The 19,904-nt window shown below is 41.5% G+C and carries 26 protein-coding genes; 11 read left to right on the top strand and 15 right to left on the bottom strand.

Features of this window, described 5'->3' with window-relative positions; genetic code table 11:
* Positions 1 to 198: 198 nt before the first annotated feature.
* The 3 genes from KJB35_RS12585 to KJB35_RS12575 form a co-directional block, all read right to left on the bottom strand.
* Positions 199 to 396: a hypothetical protein gene (locus KJB35_RS12585; RefSeq protein WP_020196706.1), complete on the bottom strand. Its 198-nt coding sequence runs from the start codon at positions 394 to 396 to the stop codon at positions 199 to 201.
* A 64-nt stretch (positions 397 to 460) separates the two neighbouring features.
* A complete protein-coding gene (locus KJB35_RS12580; protein ID WP_020196707.1) occupies positions 461 to 1,780 on the bottom strand; it encodes a HipA domain-containing protein in 1,320 nt (439 codons plus the stop codon).
* Complete coding sequence (locus KJB35_RS12575; protein ID WP_020196708.1) at positions 1,770 to 2,309, bottom strand: hypothetical protein; 540 nt, start codon at positions 2,307 to 2,309, stop codon at positions 1,770 to 1,772. The genes KJB35_RS12580 and KJB35_RS12575 overlap by 11 nt, the downstream gene beginning before the upstream one ends.
* A 105-nt stretch (positions 2,310 to 2,414) precedes the next feature.
* On the opposite strand from KJB35_RS12575, the gene KJB35_RS12570 reads away from it, so the two are divergent.
* From KJB35_RS12570 to KJB35_RS12560, 3 genes are all read left to right on the top strand, one after another.
* A complete protein-coding gene (locus KJB35_RS12570) occupies positions 2,415 to 2,624 on the top strand; it encodes a helix-turn-helix domain-containing protein (RefSeq protein ID WP_020196709.1) in 210 nt (69 codons plus the stop codon).
* A gap of 158 nt (positions 2,625 to 2,782) precedes the next feature.
* Positions 2,783 to 3,676, top strand: coding sequence for a hypothetical protein (locus KJB35_RS12565; RefSeq protein WP_031829691.1), 894 nt, complete (start codon positions 2,783 to 2,785; stop codon positions 3,674 to 3,676).
* A complete protein-coding gene (locus tag KJB35_RS12560) occupies positions 3,669 to 4,070 on the top strand; it encodes a hypothetical protein (protein WP_020196711.1) in 402 nt (133 codons plus the stop codon). Before KJB35_RS12565 ends, KJB35_RS12560 begins: the two co-directional genes overlap by 8 nt.
* A 326-nt stretch (positions 4,071 to 4,396) precedes the next feature.
* On the opposite strand, the gene KJB35_RS12555 is transcribed toward KJB35_RS12560, so the two are convergent.
* Positions 4,397 to 4,585 carry a hypothetical protein gene (locus KJB35_RS12555; protein ID WP_020196712.1) on the bottom strand — a complete coding sequence of 63 codons (189 nt, stop codon included), beginning with the start codon at positions 4,583 to 4,585 and terminating at the stop codon, positions 4,397 to 4,399.
* Between the two features lie 325 nt (positions 4,586 to 4,910).
* Between KJB35_RS12555 and KJB35_RS12550 the strand changes: the two genes are divergently transcribed.
* Positions 4,911 to 5,120, top strand: a complete 210-nt coding sequence (locus tag KJB35_RS12550; RefSeq protein WP_005380677.1) for a cold-shock protein — start codon at positions 4,911 to 4,913, stop codon at positions 5,118 to 5,120.
* A gap of 202 nt (positions 5,121 to 5,322) precedes the next feature.
* Positions 5,323 to 5,478: a hypothetical protein gene (locus tag KJB35_RS12545; protein WP_020196713.1), complete on the top strand. Its 156-nt coding sequence runs from the start codon at positions 5,323 to 5,325 to the stop codon at positions 5,476 to 5,478.
* An 805-nt stretch (positions 5,479 to 6,283) separates the two neighbouring features.
* Here KJB35_RS12545 and KJB35_RS12540 read toward each other — a convergent pair.
* The 3 genes from KJB35_RS12540 to KJB35_RS12530 all read right to left on the bottom strand — a co-directional run bounded on the left by KJB35_RS12540 (position 6,284) and on the right by KJB35_RS12530 (position 7,040).
* Positions 6,284 to 6,442, bottom strand: coding sequence for a hypothetical protein (locus KJB35_RS12540; RefSeq protein WP_020196714.1), 159 nt, complete (start codon positions 6,440 to 6,442; stop codon positions 6,284 to 6,286).
* A 65-nt stretch (positions 6,443 to 6,507) separates the two neighbouring features.
* Positions 6,508 to 6,708 carry a hypothetical protein gene (locus tag KJB35_RS12535; RefSeq protein ID WP_020196715.1) on the bottom strand — a complete coding sequence of 67 codons (201 nt, stop codon included), beginning with the start codon at positions 6,706 to 6,708 and terminating at the stop codon, positions 6,508 to 6,510.
* A gap of 119 nt (positions 6,709 to 6,827) precedes the next feature.
* Entirely contained in the window at positions 6,828 to 7,040 is a 213-nt protein-coding gene (locus KJB35_RS12530; RefSeq protein WP_005380667.1) for a cold-shock protein, read from the bottom strand.
* Positions 7,041 to 7,638: 598 nt separating this feature from the next.
* On the opposite strand from KJB35_RS12530, the gene KJB35_RS12525 reads away from it, so the two are divergent.
* On the top strand, positions 7,639 to 8,109 hold the full coding sequence (locus KJB35_RS12525; protein ID WP_094151966.1) for a low molecular weight phosphatase family protein: 471 nt from the start codon (positions 7,639 to 7,641) through the stop codon (positions 8,107 to 8,109).
* A 134-nt stretch (positions 8,110 to 8,243) separates the two neighbouring features.
* Here the strand turns inward: KJB35_RS12525 and arsJ are convergent, their stop codons facing one another.
* The 5 genes from arsJ to KJB35_RS12500 all read right to left on the bottom strand — a co-directional run bounded on the left by arsJ (position 8,244) and on the right by KJB35_RS12500 (position 11,835).
* A complete protein-coding gene (arsJ, locus tag KJB35_RS12520) occupies positions 8,244 to 9,470 on the bottom strand; it encodes an organoarsenical effux MFS transporter ArsJ (protein ID WP_285357877.1) in 1,227 nt (408 codons plus the stop codon).
* Between the two features lie 49 nt (positions 9,471 to 9,519).
* Positions 9,520 to 10,017 carry a cyclin-dependent kinase inhibitor 3 family protein gene (locus KJB35_RS12515; protein WP_285357879.1) on the bottom strand — a complete coding sequence of 166 codons (498 nt, stop codon included), beginning with the start codon at positions 10,015 to 10,017 and terminating at the stop codon, positions 9,520 to 9,522.
* A gap of 12 nt (positions 10,018 to 10,029) precedes the next feature.
* Positions 10,030 to 11,031: an ArsJ-associated glyceraldehyde-3-phosphate dehydrogenase gene (locus tag KJB35_RS12510; protein WP_285357881.1), complete on the bottom strand. Its 1,002-nt coding sequence runs from the start codon at positions 11,029 to 11,031 to the stop codon at positions 10,030 to 10,032.
* Positions 11,032 to 11,044: 13 nt separating this feature from the next.
* Entirely contained in the window at positions 11,045 to 11,386 is a 342-nt protein-coding gene (locus tag KJB35_RS12505; RefSeq protein WP_071178641.1) for a metalloregulator ArsR/SmtB family transcription factor, read from the bottom strand.
* Between the two features lie 77 nt (positions 11,387 to 11,463).
* The gene (locus KJB35_RS12500) at positions 11,464 to 11,835 is read right to left on the bottom strand and encodes a hypothetical protein (protein ID WP_285357884.1); all 372 of its coding nucleotides are present in this window, start codon (positions 11,833 to 11,835) and stop codon (positions 11,464 to 11,466) included.
* A 172-nt stretch (positions 11,836 to 12,007) separates the two neighbouring features.
* Between KJB35_RS12500 and KJB35_RS12495 the strand changes: the two genes are divergently transcribed.
* The 5 genes from KJB35_RS12495 (at position 12,008) to phoU (ending at position 16,451) form a co-directional block, all read left to right on the top strand.
* Positions 12,008 to 13,000 (top strand): PstS family phosphate ABC transporter substrate-binding protein, encoded by a 993-nt coding sequence (locus KJB35_RS12495; RefSeq protein ID WP_285357886.1) that lies wholly within the window; start codon positions 12,008 to 12,010, stop codon positions 12,998 to 13,000.
* Positions 13,001 to 13,066: 66 nt separating this feature from the next.
* Complete coding sequence (gene pstC / locus KJB35_RS12490) at positions 13,067 to 13,999, top strand: phosphate ABC transporter permease subunit PstC (protein ID WP_285357888.1); 933 nt, start codon at positions 13,067 to 13,069, stop codon at positions 13,997 to 13,999.
* Positions 13,999 to 14,919: a phosphate ABC transporter permease PstA gene (pstA, locus tag KJB35_RS12485; protein ID WP_285357890.1), complete on the top strand. Its 921-nt coding sequence runs from the start codon at positions 13,999 to 14,001 to the stop codon at positions 14,917 to 14,919. Before pstC ends, pstA begins: the two co-directional genes overlap by 1 nt.
* 14 nt (positions 14,920 to 14,933) lie before the next feature.
* Positions 14,934 to 15,794, top strand: a complete 861-nt coding sequence (gene pstB / locus KJB35_RS12480; RefSeq protein WP_306309416.1) for a phosphate ABC transporter ATP-binding protein PstB — start codon at positions 14,934 to 14,936, stop codon at positions 15,792 to 15,794.
* Between the two features lie 9 nt (positions 15,795 to 15,803).
* A complete protein-coding gene (phoU, locus tag KJB35_RS12475; RefSeq protein WP_285357893.1) occupies positions 15,804 to 16,451 on the top strand; it encodes a phosphate signaling complex protein PhoU in 648 nt (215 codons plus the stop codon).
* A 109-nt stretch (positions 16,452 to 16,560) separates the two neighbouring features.
* Here the strand turns inward: phoU and KJB35_RS12470 are convergent, their stop codons facing one another.
* The 3 genes from KJB35_RS12470 to KJB35_RS12460 all read right to left on the bottom strand — a co-directional run bounded on the left by KJB35_RS12470 (position 16,561) and on the right by KJB35_RS12460 (position 19,851).
* On the bottom strand, positions 16,561 to 16,797 hold the full coding sequence (locus KJB35_RS12470) for a thioredoxin family protein (RefSeq protein ID WP_285357895.1): 237 nt from the start codon (positions 16,795 to 16,797) through the stop codon (positions 16,561 to 16,563).
* A 9-nt stretch (positions 16,798 to 16,806) separates the two neighbouring features.
* A complete protein-coding gene (locus tag KJB35_RS12465; protein ID WP_285357897.1) occupies positions 16,807 to 17,811 on the bottom strand; it encodes a permease in 1,005 nt (334 codons plus the stop codon).
* Between the two features lie 102 nt (positions 17,812 to 17,913).
* Positions 17,914 to 19,851 (bottom strand): methyl-accepting chemotaxis protein, encoded by a 1,938-nt coding sequence (locus KJB35_RS12460; RefSeq protein WP_285357899.1) that lies wholly within the window; start codon positions 19,849 to 19,851, stop codon positions 17,914 to 17,916.
* Positions 19,852 to 19,904 lie beyond the last annotated feature (53 nt).

The following is a 19,904-nucleotide window of genomic DNA, read 5'->3' as shown; positions in this document are numbered from 1 at the left end:
GACTGAATAGTCGCCGACGTTCACTCATCCAATTATTCTTTCATTTTTTGAGAAGTAATGACTGATTCATCTGTATGCTGCTGTATGTCTTTTTCGAGCGAGTTTAGAAAGCGCTCAATGTCTGGTTCTCACAAGAAGGTTTCGATAGCTCACTACTTTTATCTTTCTCATCTTTCTCATCTTTCTCATCTTTCATTGCTAACTACTCCCGTTTTTTATTGATGCAATCACCTTCAATATATCTGTAGTGATAGCTGGGCATTTGTCGTTCATAAAAACCGTTACTTCATCACCAAATTTCATAGTTACAATACCGTTCTTATCGACACTTAGCAGAGCAAAAGACTGCTGCAAATCAAGAGTCGTATTATTTTCTTGAGCAGTGCTGCCTGTCATATATCCCCCATCATTGGATCGGAAGTATGTTTGCAAAAAGAGTAACAATTGTTACCCGCGATGTTTATTTGATTGTTCTGTTCAACTTCTCAACGTTTTCGGTGGAATGTTGAAATATTGCGTCCTTTACTAACGCAAATTCCGCTGCTGGAAACTGTTTGTCTATTGAGCTGAGTGCGTTACTAAATTGAGCGAGAAAGCCAGATACGACCTCGTGGCATTCATCATTGCTGATATCGAACTGACTAGCGGTCTGCTCTATATGTCGTAAGTAAATCTTGTTGATGTTGTATTTATATCCTTTAGATGCTTTCAGGCCGATCGATAACTTTAGTTTTCGCTTATTTAATCCTTTGGGACCTACAACAGGATAAGCTGATAGCAAATCGTAGAACGGTGTAAGCTGATAGTGTCCTTCTGGATCAATATGCACTGAAAAGTTTTTGAGATGACCATCGGTAGCACCAAGAAGATACTGTAATATCATAAACTTAAAAAAATCATGAGTATTTACATTGCTTTCCGCTGAGAAATTTAAAACATCAGCAATGCTGGTGATTCCTAACCCATTCTCCGATTGATATTTTCGATGTTCAGGAACGCCAAGAATCTGGCAAAAGTCTTCTTGATGCCTGCAAGATACGCTCCTTTCACCAAAACTCCTGTCAAACCGCTCGACAGCAAGTGCTTTAGCTCCTGATTCAGTCGCTATTATCTCGACATTGGGTACTTTAAATCCAAGCTCTTTGGCTATTTGAGTGCAGATGAATTCGTTCTCAATGCTGCTACTCATATCTAGTACAGAGCTACTTTGAGTAATCGCATCCATCGGATACTTGATAATGTGGCTGCTAATTGATTTACCTTGGGGTACATACCATTTGCCATTCAACTTCATCAGTGTTGTTTTTCTCTGTGTCCCCGAAATACACGGACGGTAATCAACAAAGAAAGGAAGAAATGACTTACGGTTAGTTACAAGTTCATCTAACTCACTTGTAGAGATCTCTCGGTATTCCCATCCTATGCTTAGAGGTTCCTTGCTGTCGGTAAACATAACGCCACCGATGCAATCGTGACCAATTTTAGAGAGTAAAGTGAGTGCATCGACGGATTGCACACCCACTGAGTGCGCGAGATCTAGTCGGTCTTCCATTACGTCAGGAAGGAGATTATTTATAAAATTCAATACATTAAACGATGAATTCTCACCTTTTATTAGTGGCAGGCTAAGCGAAATCGGGAAGGCTGAATCGTGTGCTAACCATTCATCAGAATATGAGAATGACAAGTTGTTCTTCGACTGTTGAATGAACTGCCCAACGAGCATGCCGTTGTTTGTGGCATATACGTAAAGTATAGAGTTGTACAAATTAACTCCCATTCTCTACTGGTTGCTTTATGTTTTTGTAGAAGGTAATGGCATTTTCTACAGCTAGCATTTCCGCTTTGATATCCAATCTACAATTGTCATGCTCGGATATATATTGGTCTAAACACGGCCGAAGTTCTGAGTGTTGAGCACACAACTGATTGAAATGCTTCCATGCCCTTTTATGAAGAGAATAGGACTCTGACAGAGCTGACTGTTTATCTTGCAAAATCGTCAAGAGACTTTCTCTCTTGAGAGAAAGATAATTCGAATCCTCACTATAATTGTCGTAATCAACAACCTCCCAGTCGATATGGTTAAACATAAAACCTTTGGAAAACATCTCATCACCATGCTTATCGAAACCGCACGAAAGGACTGCGCCGATAAACGACATTTCCTTCAATTTTTTTTCGACGTATTCATCCGATAAGTATTCTTTTTCATCACTGTCTAATGGAAAGGACTTTAAGTCGTTAGCTGAGAAATGTTCATTGTTATAAATAGCGAGAAATAACTCTTTTCTGATTTTTATCTTCATCTGATCAAAAATTAATCAATTACACCAATTATGAGGATTATAATCCGTGGTCATATAAGCCGCAAGCATGCATTGTTCAAGAAATTAATTTCATAAATAAAAAACATGAACACGAAACTTGCCGAAGCTGTAGGCCAACGTATTGTAAAAGTTAGAAAATCCAGAGGCTTACCTCAAGAAAAACTCGCGCTACTCGCAGAGATAGACAGAAGCTACATGAGTCGTATCGAACGCGGTAAAATCAATATCACGCTTGAAAAATTGTATAAGATTGCAGAGACCTTGGAATGTGATGTCAAGGAGCTTCTGCCCTAAGGTCTAACAGCTTAGTTTCATTTTTACTGAAAATATGAGGAAGATGTTGAATGAGGATCTTCTCAGAACAAAAAGTTATGAAGCTTTTTGAATTGGCCGATAGATAGATTCATGCATCATATGCTACGTTTTGTACAAACGACATAAAGAGCTAAAAAATGAGCAACTTACAGTTTGGGATAAAAATAGACTACTCGAGAGATGAAGAAAACTCGTCTCGTGTTTTTCATGCGATGGGAGACCTCATAGATGGCATAAATGAAATGCAGCAAGCAGTTATTGACTCGACAGGCTTGCAATTGCGCTTATCTTCTAAGCTCTCTCGTACAATTGAAGGTTCTGTAGTTGGCGTTCAAAATAATTCATTAAAAAATACGGATGGAACAGCTTACGAAAAAGACAACTTTTTACTTAAGGTTCAAAAGAAGATAGAGAGTTTTTTGGGCAAACCTGCTGAACATAACACTCGAGAACCTTTTAAGAATCTAGCAAATGAACTTCATAAAGAAGTAGTTGATTCATTTGAAAATGATGCCAGCTCTGCTTTAAAAATCACCCATATAGATGATTACCGAATAGCTAAAGGTGCGGAAAAAGCTCTGAATGCAATAAGAATCCAACTAACAGAACAAGATAAAGTATATGTTGGTATCGGTGATAAAAGTGTAGAGCCAAATAAAAGGATTGGCAAAAGTATCTCAATTAGCAAGAGTGTTGATGAAATATACTCTTCCGAGAAAGACTTTCCGCATGAAAAAATTGCTTTAGAAATAGTAAACGCTGCTTTTAGTGGGAATACATGGCGATTTAAGTGGCTTTGCAAAGTAACGGGTAGACAAGAATTTAGTGCAAAAATCACACACGCAGATTGGCTAGAAAACTGGTTTAACCGACAAGTAACAATACTTCCTGGTGATGGCTTACGAGTAGATCTTAGAGTGTATATGACCGACAAAATGAAGCGGGTCAGGCACGAGATTGAGGCCGTTCACGGAGTAATTCCTCGCACAGAAATGATGCAATTGTTAATGGACGATCAAGAGAATGCTTAGCCGTGCTATTAATGAGCTAGTATTTATAATCCTCCCTTTTATCGCAGTGCTGATGTTTCGTTTAGCAGAAGGTAGCGCGACTGAACTTTTTTATATCTCAGATCCTGCTATCGCATCATGCATAATGTGGGGTCAGCTTGCAGCCAGGTATGAGGCTTTAAAGGGCTATAAGGGAGAGAACGCTGATAATTTTGTTCTGTTTACAAATTTATTGCGGTTAGTTGCCTCCGTAGCTCTGATTTTATATGTGTTATTACTGACAAAAGAACTTGGTTTTTGGTGGCATGTTGTTAAAAATATATTCTTCGCATTTACATTGTTTAGTTATGCATTCTTATCTCATTTAGCTTTCTCCATGCAAGCTAAAATAGCAAGTTTGTCGTCCGATACATGAGTAGTCATTACACCCACAATTACTAAAAGCAGGCTTTGCTTTTTAGTTCTTCGAGTTTAACTAAGGTAAAAATGCTTGGAGTAACAACAAGCAGTATTCCTGGGCTAAAGTGCTTTTGTGCAAAACAGAGCTAGGCACGGCAGCTAGCTCTTTTTTGGACATTTCTGAGTTACCCCTTTACCTAAATTAGCACTTCATGGATTACCAATGGTATTACAAGATATCTATTCTAGTGACTAAATTAACTATGCCACTATACTGGTGCAGCTCAAGATAAGATATATGATTACAGGAGACATAGGGGGCTATGTCTCCTATTCAAACATTTATTTTCTTCGTTTTTTCAGGTTAGTAAAGTACTCATCAAGGTCTGCTACATCTTTTTCTAATTCATCAATATCTGGAAATGCGCCAGCAACTTCCTCTGCCATATCATGTCCGTGCAGTTTTGCGTTACGATGATCTACCCCGTCAGCAAGCCGTTGGACAAAGGCGAGTTTGGCAGCCGCAAGCAAGTCTCTCTCAAAAAAGGCCGTTTGGCAGTATTGATTTATTGCTTAATGTTCCCAACTGCAAAACGTCGGAATCAAGATGAACCCTTTGTGATAAAATGCGTTTGAATAGATGATATAAAAATTAATTTAAAATAAAGGTATATTTTTTTTAATTAATCTGTATAGTGGTCTTTGCTCTGACACAGAGTTGTTTCAAGATAAAATATAAAGAAAGTTTTCCAGCGTCATCCCTAGCAAGTTTCTCTCTGTAATCTCCTTAATGCTCTATCCTAAAATAATACCTATGTTCAGTGCACCTTAATTTTAATTTTATAAGGGGCATAATATGTCTAATCAAGTAATTGGTACAGTAAAGTGGTTTAACGAAACTAAAGGTTTTGGTTTTATTTCTCAAGAAAATGGCGATGATTTATTTGTTCATTTCAGAAGCATTTTAGGCGATGGCTTTAAGAAGCTTATTGAAGGCGAGCAGGTTTCCTTTACTGTAGGTAAAGGTCCTAAAGGCCTTCAAGCAGAAAATGTAACGACTATTTAGTCTTACAATTGAATTTACACTGCCTCGTCATACGCCTGGCGAGGTAGTTGCTCTGACAAAGATTTGTTTCAAGATAAAATATAAAGATAGTTTTCCAGCGTAATCCCTAGCAAGTTTCTCTCTGTAATCTCCTTAATTACCTATCCTAAAAATACTTATGTTCAGTGCACCTTAATTATAATTTTTTATAAAGGGGCATAATATGTCTAATCAAATATTTAATAATGAGAATAGAAATAATAAAAACAAATCTATTCAAAATAAAGAAACATCAATACATAAAAAAATAAAGATGAATAGCCTTCTCCAAAGGATTGCTAACGGTGAGACTGGTGTTGTTTTGGAGGAACTACTTTGAAAAATCACGGTAGAAAGAAGATCTGGTTTAAGTTAAAAAAGTGCGAATCATACACTAAAAAAATTTTATTATATTGAATGTAAGGTTTGTACAAGGTTGCTCATAGAAAGACTATGCTCTTCAACAGATGAGCTTTGGAAATAGCAACAACGAAATATCTGGGGCACACATCATATTATGACAAGTGGAACGTTAAGTTGCTTAAACTGTAGAAGCGATGAAACATACTCGTAGTGCTCAGGTTTGTGAGATGAGGTAATAACCATTCTATGATGGTTTTTTGCCGTCCATACTCCTTGATAATCAGTTGCTTGCCTAGTCCAGCTTTTAGGCAGAAACCAAGTCAGTTCGAACGTTTAAGCGTGAAACAATGCCATATTGAAAGCATCACACCACTACGTCTCCTCAAAAGGAATAGGACCATGCCGACCTAAAACACACCGTGATGGATAGCGAAACTATCTTCATGAAAAGTCTAACGAACGCCAAGCGCTCAGCTGAGCATCATGCGCCAGAGGGTGCAATACTAATTAAGATTAGAGATTTAATGGATCAGATGCTAAGTCGAATAACGCTTGATGCTTGATGATAGCTGGGTAGATAGCTGTGAAGACTGACGTTGGTTAGCAATCATGATTCGTTTTTCGTAGTAGCCTTTGACACAGTTTGGATTGTTTGTCTGACAAGGTTTGCTCACGATTAAGTTGATCTCGTAAACTTGTCAGCATGTCTCGGTCCAAGTTGCTCAGCTTTTCGGAATGTAAGAGGAGTGTCGTATTGATAAGCTCAGAGAGGTTTCGTGAACTCATAGTCCCCACTCTTTATCCCACTTTTTTTGTTCTTCAATCTCTTCTATGCGTTTGCGAACACCCATTTTTTTCAACTCTTCTGGTATTCGTTTAGTCCCTTTCTGATTAATACTAAATTGCTTCTGCTTTTGTGTCGGTTTAGGTAACTTGCTCATATATCATCCTATTGATGCTAAGAAAGATGATTTTATTCAGATTAGAATAAAGCCATTTCAATTCATTATCTCTTATTAATGTATCGTTCCGCGTTTGCAAAAAGTTTATCGCATGCTTTTTTCTGTGCTAAATATTCTGATGAACTTTCAGTCATAGAGTCGAGAATTTCTTTCGCTTCTTGATATTCTTTTACCATCGCGGCGAATCGTTCTTCGAAGTTGTTTTTCTGTGTTTTCTTGCTTGATTTTCTTACTGGTTTTCTCATATTGCTTCTTATCTTATCGATCCAAAAATTTATTTTATTCGTATTTCGAACGTTCAGAATCTTTATTAAAAAATAAAGTAAAAAAGTCTCCTCGACAGAAGAGACTTTTTATAAATATCTTACACTAACGTAACATTATCCGCTTGAGGACCTTTGTTACCTTGTTCAACAACAAAAGAAACCTTTTGGCCTTCAGATAATGTTTTGAAGCCATCACTAACAATTGATTTGAAGTGAACAAATAGGTCAGAACCGCCGTTATCAGGAGTGATAAATCCAAAACCTTTGGATTCATTAAACCATTTTACTAAGCCTGTTGATTTATTTGACATAATATATCTCGATACATTGATTAAGTTAAAAAGAAAGCTACTAAATAAGGAATGAAGAAAAAGGTATCGCAGGATAAATATGACGAATTTAATCGAATAAAAACTGAGAAGATCTTGAACTAAATATTTTACTAATAGCTCATCGTTTGAGCTTCTGACACTATACACTATATGAACATAATAGATATCTATTTCTTGATTGATTTTTATTGTCCATAAAATCAATGACATAAAAAGTGAAAGGCTGAATTGAAATCAACAGCATCATTAAAAATAATTATTGCAAAACAGATATTCGATACAAGCATGATCCCTAATTCTAACTTTGAATGGGGCATAAATGAGCCAGCACAGATCTAGCTGGCTCGAAGATGGACAGAAATGTTTTATATGGTTTACTAATTTAGCAAACCATATATTAACTAAGGTATGGAAAAATTTATTGTGCAATATTGATAGTGCAGACGACTCGCTTTCTCAGCGTATTTCCATGAGTTAGCTCATGCCTATTTTCAACCATCAACAAACTGTAATGAAAGCATGATAAATGTCGAATTTAGTAATCCTAAACATCTACAGGGCATCTACAGGGCAATTGATGAAAATATTATTTGTGTGCAAACATAATGCAAGCAGAAGCATTTTGGCTGAAGCAATTGCAAAAAAATACCTGCCTGAAAATTTCCAAATCGCAAGTGGCGGTAGCCATCCTAAGGGTCAGATCAATCCTCGTATTGCACAATACCTTGATATGCATGGTTTTGATGCCTCTGAGTTTCACAGCACGTCATGGGAAGAAAGGCTGAGCTTCCATCCAGATCTAATAATTACTGTGTGTGACACAATGCACAATGAAACTTGCCCAAACTGGTTATCTGCTGGTATTCGTGTTGCTTGGGATCTTGAGCCATTGCCTAATGATGAAGCTTCAGTCTCCGAATTTAACAAGCAGTGCGATAAAGTATACTCCTCTCTAAAACGAAGAATTGAAGCTCTTGCAAACATCGATTTTCAAAATCTCGATTCTGAAGAAATAAAACAGCATGTGCTCGATCTGAAATCAATGTAGATAAGTGTATACGTAACGAACTGATACTACTTCATTAACGTTTTTTATAGCTCTCGCTTATTCGATGACTTGAGGCTAAAAAATAATGCCAGCAATCGTAGCTGGCATTGGCGAACAAATCTGCTTAGTTTTATTTATTGCTGAGCCAGTTTTTGATTTGTACCTATAGGCAGCCAAAACGAAATAATGGTCGTTAATGCTAAGAAGGCAAAGGATACCCATAGACAGGCTGAGAACCCCCACATTTGGAACACCCATCCAGATAGAACCGTCCCTATCAAACGCCCCATTGCGTTTGCCATGTAGTAGAAACCGACATCCAGAGAGACACCATCTCCCTTGGCATAGCTGACGATTAAGTACGAGTGCAGAGAAGAATTAACCGCAAACACAGCACCAAAAATCATCAGTCCAACGACAATAACCACTTCTGGGTGCCATTGCTGCTGCACACTGTAAGCAATTACGCCAGTCACTACAGACAATACCAACGCCCACACTATCGCGGCTTTACCATCTGGAGTATGACCTGATTTACTGCCTGTGATCTTTGGTGCAATCCCTTGAATGATACCGTAACCGATAACCCAAATAGCCAAGAATCCACCTACGGCGCTATGATCCCATCCAAACACAGATCCCAGATAAATAGGCAGTGCAATCACAAACCAAACATCACGCGCACCAAACAGGAACATACGAGCAGCGGATAGAATGTTTACGCTGCTAGATTTGGAAAAAATTTCAGAGAACTTAGGTTTATTTTTCGCTTTGCCAAGATCGGATTTAAGGCTAATCACACTGCCGATAAAGACCAGTAAAAGAACACCCGCCATCGCAGCTACCGCATATTGGAAGCCAATCAAAGAAAGCAACGCACCACCTAAGAAAAATCCTGCACCTTTTAGCGCGTTTTTAGAGCCTGTAAGTATGGCAATCCACTTATACAATGCTCCTTGTGCATTCTCTGGCACCAAGGTTTTGATGGAGCTTTTCGCGCTCATCTTGTTTAGATCTTTGGCAATACCTGACAAGGCTTGTGCAGCCATGACCCATGGAATTGAGAGCCAACTTGCAGGAACGGCCAGCATTGAAAGAGCGATGATTTGCATTCCCAAGCCAATATTCATCGTTCGGTTCAAACCAAGACGAGCACCTAGCCAGCCACCGATAAGGTTAGTGACGACGCCAAAGAATTCATAAAAAAGAAACAGGGAGGCGATCTCTAAGGTTGAATACCCCAAGTCATAAAAATAGAGCACCACCAACATGCGTAATGCGCCATCGGTAACGGTGAAATTCCAATAGTTAAATGTGACCAACATGTACTGGCGGACATTTTGGTTGAGTTTCGACAACATATTTACTCTCTTTAAAAAAAGAGCCGCCTTAGGCAGCTCTTTAAGGCTTTTACTGATTAGCAAATTGGTGGATGTACTCAACTTGTACATCTTTGGTAAACGCGCCAGGTCTTAATGACTGGACATGGGTAATGATTTCTTGTAACTCCCAGCCTTTCTCTAGCAAGAGATGGGCAGCAAGCAAACCAGTACGTCCTGATCCCCCCATGCAATGCATTGCTATCTTTTCGCCATGTTCTATAGCTCTGTGTAGCGAAGGGGATATATGTTTCCAGCGAGCCTGAAAATCTTCACCTGGAGCACAATCATCTTCTATCGGTGTGTGAAACCATTGCAAGCCTGCTTTCTCAACAAGGTCTGGCAAGTCACCAACGCCTTTTTCTTGCATCTCATGAGTGCTCAGTGCTGTAACAACGACAGTTACACCTTGAGATTTGAGTTGATCAATACTGTCACTCAGCGACGCTTCTTTAGTGCCAGGACAAGGAGTCAGTACTAACGCTGCGTTATTGTCTTCAACAGGAAGCTCCCAGGTAGGATGTGTCATTTGTTTGCTTCCTTATACTAGGCCGACTTTACGAACAAGTTCTGCGGTACGTGTTGCGTAACCCATTTCATTGTCATACCACGCATAGATTTTCACCATGCGCTTGCCAACCACCATGGTTGATTGCGCATCCACAATCGTTGAACGTTGGTCGCCTTTGTAATCGATAGAAACAAGAGGGCGCTCCTCGAAGCCAAGGATACCTTTCAACTCATTTTCTGATGCCTCTTTCAGAAGTGCATTGACTTCTTCTACTGAGGTATCGCGTTGAACATCAAAAATAATATCAGTTAAAGAAGCGTTCGCTAGTGGAACACGTACAGCGTGACCATCAATTTTTCCTTTAAGATCTGGGAAAATTTCGATAATTGCTTTCGCGGAACCTGTAGTTGTTGGGATCAAACTCATACCACAAGCACGCGCGCGGCGAAGATCTTTGTGCGGAGCATCAAGAATGGTTTGAGTGTTTGTTAAATCGTGGATTGTCGTAAACGATGATTGCTCAATACCGAGTTTTTCATGAATCACTTTAACCACAGGTGCAATACAGTTAGTAGTACAAGATGCAGCAGTCACAATCTGGTGTTTCTCTGGGTCAAAAATGTGGTCGTTAACACCAACAACAATGTTAGCAACACCTTCTTCTTTGACTGGGGCGGAAACCACCACGCGTTTAACACCTTGAGCTAAATACTGATTCAGGAACTCGGATTTACGGTGTTTACCCGTTGCCTCGATCACCACATCACAACCAGACCAATTTACTGCATCGATAGCTTTTTCTTGCGAGGTGGCGATGGTTTTTCCATTGATGACAATTGAGTTACCTTCACTCGCCACTTCGTGGTGCCAGCGACCTTGCACTGAGTCAAACTCAAGCAGGTGCGCTAAGGTTGCCGCATCACCTGCCACATCGTTAATCTGAACGAACTCGATTTCAGGCCAATCAAACGACGCTCTCAGCGCTAAACGTCCAATACGACCGAATCCATTAATTCCTACTTTGATAGACATCTTAATTTTTCCTTTAAACACAACATTCTGGACGAGATTTCATCTCGGATAAGCGTTGAATATCTTGCTGGTATTCTGCTTTCAGGCAGTTAGAGTCAACTAACCCTTGGATCTGTTTTCTCATCCAACCAGGAAGCTGATCCGATAAACGGTAGAAAACCCACTGCCCCTGACGGGTATCAACCACCACACCACTCGAACGGAGCAATGCAAGGTGGCGAGAAATCTTGGGTTGGCTTTCATTAAGGGCTTCTGTCAACTCCCCGACACAGACCTTTTCTTCACGGGCAATCATTAACAAGCAACGAACCCGCGTTTCATCTGAAAGTAATTTAAAAAACTGGTGAGGTAACATGCCAAATCCTATTTATCTGTATATGCGCATATATTATTTGATGTGTATCGTCTGTCAACAAAAAAAACGCAGGGAGATTACAGGATGACGTCGCAACGAGAAGAGAAATAGCTGACGTGATTCTGTAGTTCTTCTATTGCGTTTTGATTACAAGTCACTTCCCAATATAGGTTTTTTTGATATGCCTCTCTACGCCGTCCAACTCGATGCATCGCGTAGTTGATGTCAATGACATAGTCATAGCCTGGCTCTATTTCATCCGAGGCATCTAAAAAGAGATAACCAAAATATCCGAAGCAATCCAGCGTATCGCCGCAGTCTTCTTCGTTGGGCAGCCTTTCATAACTGATGTGATATCGGTCACTAGAGCGACTAAAAAGAAGCTGAGCAGCAATACAGGCTAGATCGGAGGTTGGGTAGCTAATGAAATGTACAGTTCTCTTATCCATCCTGGCATTCTCATCAATAAGTAAGATTCCACAGTCGTAAAAACATACAGCATATTTTTAGGTTCGTACATATGGATACATGCATATTTAAATAAACAGACACAAAAGTGTAACAAATGAGTAGTAACGTAACCATCGAAGTTATCAATGACGCAAAACATGGAGATAAGTCATGAAACATACTTTGTCAGCAGCCTTAGTTGGCGCGACGTTACTCGCAGCTAGTCAAGGCGCATTCGCTCGTGATCTGGTTAAAATTGATGGCTCTAGTACAGTTTTCCCTATTACTGAGGCGATGGCTGAAGAGTTTCAGATTGCAGAGAAAGGTAAAACCATGGTCACCGTTGGTATTTCTGGTACTGGCGGTGGTTTTAAAAAGTTCTGTCGTGGTGAGACGGACATTTCGAATGCCTCTCGACCAATTAAGGATTCTGAGCGCAAACTGTGTGCTGAAAACGGTATTGAGTTTATCGAACTGCCAGCAGCACTTGATGCGCTGACTGTGGTTATCAACCCAAAAAATGACTGGGTCAAACACCTGAATGTTGAAGATCTGAAAAAGGCTTGGGAGCCAGCAGCTCAAGGTAAGGTTATGACATGGAAGCAAATGAACCCAGCTTTCCCTGATCGACCACTTAAGCTTTTTGGGCCAGGTACAGACTCTGGTACTTATGATTACTTCCTTGAAGCGATTGTTGAAGGTAAGTCTAGCCGTGGCGATTTCACCGCCAGCGAAGACGATAACATCATCGTACAAGGGGTCTCTAATGACGTTGATGCTCTGGGTTTCTTTGGTTTGGCTTACTATGAAGAAAACAAAGACAAACTAAAAGCCGCACCCATTAGTTGGAAAGGCAGTCAACCTATAGAGCCAAGTGTTGAAAATGCCAAGAATGCAACTTACCAACCACTCTCTCGTCCAATTTTCATTTACGTGAACAAAAAATCAGCCGATGAAAAAGCGCACGTTGAACGATTTGTAGACTTCTACATGGACACAACTCATGCACCTGAATTAGTTAAAGAAGTCGGCTATGTTCCTCTGCCAGAAAAAGCCTACAAATTGGCTCAAGAAAACTTTAAACAACGTCGCACGGGTTCTGTTTTTCATGGAGCAGAAGTCGGAGTCGGCATTGAAGAGCTTTTAGCTCGCACTCCAAAGTAATCATAGTATTGATTCATGGAGGGGAGCTTCGCTGCCCTCCTTGTTCTCTTTACGCAGGCAACAAATATGAATACAACTCAATCCAGTTCTTCAAATCTTGTGATTTCTGAAGCCTTTTTAAAGCGACGTGCATTTTGGAATGTAGTGAGCCGTTACCTTCTTCTAGCGGCGGCTCTTGCTTCCATTTTTGTCACCGCGGGTATTGTGTATGTGCTGGTTTCAGAATCATTACCCTTTTTCCAGCATGTATCGATTCTCAATTTTCTCACTGATACTCAGTGGACACCGATGTTTGCCAATGCGCACTTTGGCGTGATGACGTTAGTCTCAGCAACACTCACAGTGGCAGGTATCGCTCTTGGTGTTGCCATTCCTGCTGGGATTGGCCTTGCCATTTATCTGAGTGAATACGCCAGCAACCGAGTACGAGAAGTGGTTAAGCCATTCTTGGAGCTTTTAGAAGGCGTACCAACGGTTGTTTATGGCTTCTTTGCGCTACTTTTTGTTACGCCACTACTGCAAACTTTCATTCCAAGCCTGTCAGGTTTTAACTTGTTAGCACCAGGTATTGTGATGGGGATTATGATCCTGCCGTATACGGCCTCGGTGAGTGAAGATGCGATGCGCTCTGTGCCAATGCACTTAAGAGAAGCAGGCTATGCATTGGGCTATTCTCGCTTTCGTGTTGCAACACATATCGTGATACCTGCTGCCTTATCTGGCATTACTGCCGCTTGTATTCTAGGTATGTCACGTGCGGTTGGTGAAACCATGGTTGTAGCGATCGCAGCGGGTCAAAACCCACGATTTGGTTTTGACCCAACCGAAGGCGCTGCCACCATCACATCATTCATCGTACAGATGGCGATGGGAGATTTACCTCATGGCACGATTGCCTATCAGTCTGTCTTTGCCGCAGGCTTAGTTCTTTTCATCATCACTCTGATTTTTAACATCCTCGGTTTCTACCTACGCCGTCGATTCAGAGAGGTTTACTAATGCAAAACACCACTTTAACTCTCGAACAAATCGTCCGTAAAAATAAACAAGCCGATCTCACCGTCGCAACGATTGGGATCATTATCCTACTTATTGCGATGTCACTGCTGGTCAGTGTTTTTGCCGAGCTGATTTATTCGGGATTTCCTCGTCTTTTTGACGCTGATTTTTATACCAACTTTCCTTCTCGACACCCAGAGCGTGCGGGTATTTTATCTGCATGGGTTGGCACCAGTCTTGTGATGTTGGTGACGGCTTGTATCGCCATCCCCTTTGGTGTCGCCGCAGGGTTGTACCTCGAAGAGTATGCGCCAAAGAACTGGCTGACGAATATCATTGAAATCAACGTCAGTAACCTAGCAGGCGTGCCTTCCATTATCTATGGTTTACTTGCTTTGGGCTTGTTTATTTATGGTTTTGGTTTAGGGGAAAGCATCATTACGGCGGGGTTAGTCCTCGCGCTACTGATACTTCCAGTGATTATTGTTTCGACACGAGAATCGATTCGCAGCATTCCGCAAGAGCTACGTGAAGCCGCTTATGGTCTGGGAGCTGATCAATGGCAAACTGTTCGCATGTACATATTACCCGCTGCAAGACCTGGCATTTTAACAGGCACGATAGTTGGACTGGCTCGTGCTATTGGTGAAGCGGCCCCCGTCATTACCATTGGTGCGCTAACCTTTATTGCATTTTTGCCAAGTTCACCATTTCAAAGTGAATTCCCATTTATTAATTTTGAGTGGTTGTCCAGCCCGTTCACTTTGATGCCTATCCAGCTATTTAATTGGGTGTCCCGCCCTCAAGCGGAGTTCCACATTAACGCTGCTGCGACAGGTGTTGTGCTCATGGCGATGACTATATTTATGAATGGTATTGCCATTTATATCCGATACCGACTGCGTCGTAACCTGAAGTAAGAGAGAACCAAACAATGACGACACAAACCATTTCAACTTTCTCTAGCCAATCTGCGGCAACCGAGCAAGACAGCGTGAAACGCAGTGCAGCGATATCGTCCCCTTCCTCAGTGAAAGAGACGCTTCGTGCGGAAGTCAAAAACCTCAATTTCTGGTATGGCGGTAAGGTTCATGCTTTGCACAATGTCAATTTACCGATTGCGGATAAGAAGATCACCGCTTTGATTGGTCCTTCTGGCTGCGGTAAGAGTACGCTGCTGCGCAGCTTTAACCGAATGCACGACCTCTATCCAGGCAATCGCTATGAGGGAGAAATCCTGTTGCATCCTGGTGCTCATAATCTGATTGATATGGATCCTGGTCTAGTCCGTTTGACAGTCGGTATGGTGTTTCAAAAGCCGAACCCTTTTCCAAAAAGCATTTATGAAAATGTGGTGGCAGGGCTGCGTATTCGCGGTGTCAGTAGCAAAGCCGAGCTTGATGCTCGTGCAGAAGAGTCGCTAAGAGGCGCAGCGATTTGGGATGAAGTCAAAGACAGACTTCACACCTCTGCCTATGGGTTATCTGGAGGACAACAACAACGCCTTTGCATCGCGCGAGCATTAGCGCCAAAGCCCGATTTGTTGCTACTGGATGAGCCGACATCGGCATTAGATCCGATTGCGACAGCCAAGATTGAAGACCTACTGAGCGACTTGCACAAAGAGACGACGGTAGTCATGGTAACGCACAACATGCAACAAGCAGCGCGTATCTCTCACTATACCGCTTACATGCATATGGGTGAAATGGTCGAATTCGCGCCAACAGACACCCTGTTTACGTCACCAGCAAAAGAGAAGACTCGCGACTACATCACAGGTCGTTTTGGTTAGGAAGATAAAATGACAAATCATACACTAAAGAAATTTGATCGTGACTTAGAACAGATAAAGGCCGAACTCAATGAACTCGCCAGCATTGTGTTAAAAGAGTTCGAGCAAGCGATTGATATCTTTGACCAACCTAATACTGAGCTAGCTGATAACATTGTTGCTCAAGACCGTATCGCCAATCAGTGCTTGAGTAACATCGAGCAACATGGAGCCAGAGTATTAGCACGTCAACATGCCGTAGCCGATGACCTGCGCTTTATCCTCTCATCAATGCGTATCGCACCCAGGTTAGAGCGTGTCGGTGATTATGCAAAATCGATGGCGGTAAAGTCGAGTCAATTCAAGCAAGTCATTCCTGATGAACTCAATGAGATATTTCACCAGATGCATTTACACTTAGTGACAATGCTGCGTAGTGTCATTGAGGCATACAATACTAAAAATGCCACTCAGGCGAATGTTGTCTGGGAAGGTGATGACACGCTCGATGCCTATTATCGAGATGTATACACACGGCTCATTCAGGGCTTTAGCCAGCAAACCACTTCATCTCAACAACTGGTTGAACTGTTGTTCATTGCGAAAGGGCTAGAGCGAGCTGGCGACCATATCAGTGACATTGCCACAGATGTACAGTTTATGGTGAATGGCGCTTAAAAGCGCACTTTATGAGAGTCACGAAAGTTTAAAAGTTCTATCAGTAACTGTCCCTTATCGCCTGTCTCTAAAGCCTTCCTTGCGGAAGGCTTTAATTATTCATATTGAGTTAACGAGATAACCATTTAATCACGCTCTCGGAGCTTGGAATCCCGCCCGCGTGAACCACTTCTCCATCCATGACGACGCCTGGCGTAGACATCACGCCATAATTCATAATCGTTTCAAGGTCAGTTACTTTTTCAACCGAAACATCAACGCCTTGCTCTGCCGCAACTTTCTCAATCAGTTTCGCGGTATTAACGCAGTTGGCACAACCTGAGCCTAGTACTTTAAATACTTTCATTTTTATCTCCTAAAATTGCCAGAATGGTAAGTTAAATATCCACCCCATAACAGTAAACGCTGTTAGCAGTAGACCAAAAAGAAGTCCCAGTAAGCGCCATTGCATCACTTGTTTTAGCATGACAAATTCAGGGACACTTGCAGCGACAGTGCTCATACAAAACGCTAATGTCGTACCAATGGGAAGACTATTTCTCAGTAAACTCTCCATGATGGGGATCACACCCGTCGCATTGGAATACAAAGGGATACCAATCAATACTGAAGCAGGAACCGACCACCACTGACCCGCGCCTAAGTGGGCTTCTATCCAGCCGTCGGGTACAAAGCCATGTAAGCCTGCGCCTATACCCACGCCAATGAACACCCATTTCCAAACCCGACCGATGATTTCAACCATTTCTTGTTTGGCGAACTGATGTCGATACAAAAGCGTGATTGCAGACTCTTCGTTACTAACGTTCAGATTTCCGTGAGTATGCTGTTGGGCTTGGGCTTTCTGCATGGCTTTTGCTGCAAATGGCTGTAACCAACGCTCTGCCCCTATCAGATCCAGCAACCAGCCACTCAACATCCCGATAAGCATTCCAATCAGGACGTACATGATGGTGAATTTCCATCCAAGTAGGCTAAACAGAAGCAATACTGCGATTTCATTGATCAATGGCGAGGTAATCAAAAATGCCATGGTGATCCCAAGCGGGATACCTGCGGAGGTAAAGCCAAGAAAAACGGGAATGCTTGAACATGAGCAGAATGGGGTGATCGCCCCGAAAACACTCCCCGTCACATAGCCAAAAAGACGGCGCTTTCCCGCAAGATAGTGGCGTACTTTTTCAACATTTAAAGAAGCGCGGAACAAAGCAATGACATAAATCATGACGACCAGCAACGCCATAATTTTACTAGTGTCTTCTATAAAAAAGTGAATAGCATCTGCCAGCTTAGTACCTTGCTGCATAGCAAATAGCTGGTAGGTCATCCAATCAGCAAGATGGGTAAAGACTTCAAACATTTTGTTTCCTTCAGCCTCATAATTTGTCTTTGATGTCACTAAGACGAAAATGAAGCTAAAAGGATGCAGAATAGTTTATATTTTTTGATCGATAGAGAAGTGTTAGCCAGCGTGAGTTTTAAACTGACCGAGGGTAACAATCGCGTTATCGACTTCATCGGATAACGAGCTAGCGATGTTTTCATTCGTCACCGCTTGTTGTGTTGCCATGTCGGCAAATGAGCGAATGTTATTAATCATATCGGTCATTGCGTTTGCTGACTGTTCTTGTTGAGACGTGGCGATTGAAATGTGTTGATTTATCTCAACCATATGACCAATCACATGAGTAATACTATCTAATTGAGCAGATGATTCCTGAACGCTATTTGTGCATGTATCCGCATTTGTTTTTGCGGCATTGATTGCTGAGGTTATATCGTTTGCGGCTGACGCAATTGACTTAACCACACTTTCAATTTCAATGGTCGCGGTTTTTGTTCGGGCAGCTAAGGTGCGGACTTCATTCGCCACGACGGCAAATCCTCTACCTTGTTCGCCTGCTCTGGCAGCTTCTATCGCGGCATTGAGTGACAACAGGTTAGTCTGCTCTGATACTTCTTCGATAACATCGAGTATACTGCCTATTTTCTGACTGTCTGACACAAATTTATGCGTTAGTTCTGTTAGCAAAATGAAAGAGCGTGAGAGTTCAGTTAACTCACTCACAGCAGACTCCGATGAGCGTTGTCCTCGTATAACGGATTTGCTCGTGTTTTCAGTATGCTCTTGTCCGAGTAAACACTGCTGAGCAACATTAGATGAGGCTTGGCGCATATGGTTAATATTGCTATAGAACTCTTCGAGTTCAGTCAGCAATAAACTCATTTTCTCACAAGTTTGCTTGCTCGCGAGTGCGCTTTGCTGACTGAGTGACTCTGTGCTGTTGATACGCTGTGCCAGCTCGGAAAAACTCAAGCGGAGTTTTTCGATGATCAGATTAAATGAAGCGGAAAGCTGAGCAATCTCTTTTGCCCCTTTAACTGGAAGTGATACGGTCAAGTCTCCGTCTCCAGAAGCGATATCGGTCATACGTTCGACAACATAGTCTATCTGATGAGTTATCTTTCGACCAAACGTATAACCTGATACTGAAACGACTAATAAAATACAGGCCGCACCTACCAAGACAAATGTGTCTAGTTGACGTAAATCTTGTACTAAAGACGCTTTTTGCGCGGTCAATAAGTTATCAATAAAAGTCTCTAATTGAGTGAACTTCTCTATCGCCTGTTGGTAATTGAGTGAAAATGCCGCTGGATCAACGCTTGTTTCTAGCACCATTTTTTTCGTATTGAAGAATTTTGCTAGAGGCTCTTCTGCTTTAATAGCATCGAATACGCCTGGCTTGGTCTCATTTAAAGTATCAAAACTTTTTAGCGCATTTTTGTATGCTTTTTTCAGTTGGTAATTGGAATCCGTAGACAGCATGATGGCGATTGCACTGACCATCGTGGCTGTAACGTCGTTACTCATAGACGCATTTTGGGTAGCAGTATGGGCAAGCTGAGTGAGCTGGTTCGATTGATAATCTAGCTCTTGGAGCAATGGCAATTTGCGTGAAACGACTTCTTGCATCAATTGGTAGATTTTATGTGCGCCATCTAACGATGTTTGTATTTCAGCTAACAGATCTTTTACTTGCAGATCTTCTGACTTTGATGACTCATCACCAATGAAAATCGTACCATGTATATCAGCGTATTTCTGTGCAGATAAAGTGTTCATGCCTGATTGGAGCGTTAACCACTCTTTATCGATTAAGTTCTGGATATGCTCTTGGTCAACGCTATTTTCTGCTGCGGCCAATTGGTAGACGAGTAGGCTGAAATTTCTAAGTGATGCACCAGAGGCTGAGGTTTGTTGATAGAAATCTATCGTGTCTTGATACTGCTGTTCTAAATGGGTTGAAAACTTGTTGGTGTTAGATAGTGTTAGCCAAACCAGAGCCACTAAACCCATCAGACAAGAGACTACTATCGCGACAATCATTCGCTTCATACAAAACGCCCTAATATATGAAAATGCACATATATTAATGTTGTTTTATTAGG

It is taken from the genome of Vibrio sp. D431a, from assembly GCF_030248655.1.
GTDB lineage: Bacteria > Pseudomonadota > Gammaproteobacteria > Enterobacterales > Vibrionaceae > Vibrio > Vibrio alginolyticus.
Note: the sequence above shows the minus strand (reverse complement) of the source record. Positions and strands in the feature narration are given on the sequence as shown.

Coding starts and splice junctions, on each gene's coding strand:
- KJB35_RS12500 (WP_285357884.1), bottom strand. CDS start 11,835: ATGGATAAGAGAACTGTACATTTCATTAGCTACCCAACCTCCGATCTA.
- phoU (WP_285357893.1), top strand. CDS start 15,804: ATGACAAATCATACACTAAAGAAATTTGATCGTGACTTAGAACAGATA.
- KJB35_RS12585 (WP_020196706.1), bottom strand. CDS start 396: ATGACAGGCAGCACTGCTCAAGAAAATAATACGACTCTTGATTTGCAG.
- pstA (WP_285357890.1), top strand. CDS start 13,999: ATGCAAAACACCACTTTAACTCTCGAACAAATCGTCCGTAAAAATAAA.
- KJB35_RS12565 (WP_031829691.1), top strand. CDS start 2,783: ATGAGCAACTTACAGTTTGGGATAAAAATAGACTACTCGAGAGATGAA.
- KJB35_RS12460 (WP_285357899.1), bottom strand. CDS start 19,851: ATGAAGCGAATGATTGTCGCGATAGTAGTCTCTTGTCTGATGGGTTTA.
- KJB35_RS12505 (WP_071178641.1), bottom strand. CDS start 11,386: ATGTTACCTCACCAGTTTTTTAAATTACTTTCAGATGAAACGCGGGTT.
- KJB35_RS12525 (WP_094151966.1), top strand. CDS start 7,639: ATGAAAATATTATTTGTGTGCAAACATAATGCAAGCAGAAGCATTTTG.
- KJB35_RS12575 (WP_020196708.1), bottom strand. CDS start 2,309: ATGAAGATAAAAATCAGAAAAGAGTTATTTCTCGCTATTTATAACAAT.
- pstB (WP_306309416.1), top strand. CDS start 14,934: ATGACGACACAAACCATTTCAACTTTCTCTAGCCAATCTGCGGCAACC.
- arsJ (WP_285357877.1), bottom strand. CDS start 9,470: ATGTTGTCGAAACTCAACCAAAATGTCCGCCAGTACATGTTGGTCACA.
- KJB35_RS12465 (WP_285357897.1), bottom strand. CDS start 17,811: ATGTTTGAAGTCTTTACCCATCTTGCTGATTGGATGACCTACCAGCTA.
- KJB35_RS12515 (WP_285357879.1), bottom strand. CDS start 10,017: ATGACACATCCTACCTGGGAGCTTCCTGTTGAAGACAATAACGCAGCG.
- KJB35_RS12535 (WP_020196715.1), bottom strand. CDS start 6,708: ATGAGAAAACCAGTAAGAAAATCAAGCAAGAAAACACAGAAAAACAAC.
- pstC (WP_285357888.1), top strand. CDS start 13,067: ATGAATACAACTCAATCCAGTTCTTCAAATCTTGTGATTTCTGAAGCC.
- KJB35_RS12530 (WP_005380667.1), bottom strand. CDS start 7,040: ATGTCAAATAAATCAACAGGCTTAGTAAAATGGTTTAATGAATCCAAA.
- KJB35_RS12545 (WP_020196713.1), top strand. CDS start 5,323: ATGTCTAATCAAATATTTAATAATGAGAATAGAAATAATAAAAACAAA.
- KJB35_RS12560 (WP_020196711.1), top strand. CDS start 3,669: ATGCTTAGCCGTGCTATTAATGAGCTAGTATTTATAATCCTCCCTTTT.
- KJB35_RS12540 (WP_020196714.1), bottom strand. CDS start 6,442: ATGAGCAAGTTACCTAAACCGACACAAAAGCAGAAGCAATTTAGTATT.
- KJB35_RS12580 (WP_020196707.1), bottom strand. CDS start 1,780: ATGGGAGTTAATTTGTACAACTCTATACTTTACGTATATGCCACAAAC.
- KJB35_RS12510 (WP_285357881.1), bottom strand. CDS start 11,031: ATGTCTATCAAAGTAGGAATTAATGGATTCGGTCGTATTGGACGTTTA.
- KJB35_RS12495 (WP_285357886.1), top strand. CDS start 12,008: ATGAAACATACTTTGTCAGCAGCCTTAGTTGGCGCGACGTTACTCGCA.
- KJB35_RS12570 (WP_020196709.1), top strand. CDS start 2,415: ATGAACACGAAACTTGCCGAAGCTGTAGGCCAACGTATTGTAAAAGTT.
- KJB35_RS12470 (WP_285357895.1), bottom strand. CDS start 16,797: ATGAAAGTATTTAAAGTACTAGGCTCAGGTTGTGCCAACTGCGTTAAT.
- KJB35_RS12550 (WP_005380677.1), top strand. CDS start 4,911: ATGTCTAATCAAGTAATTGGTACAGTAAAGTGGTTTAACGAAACTAAA.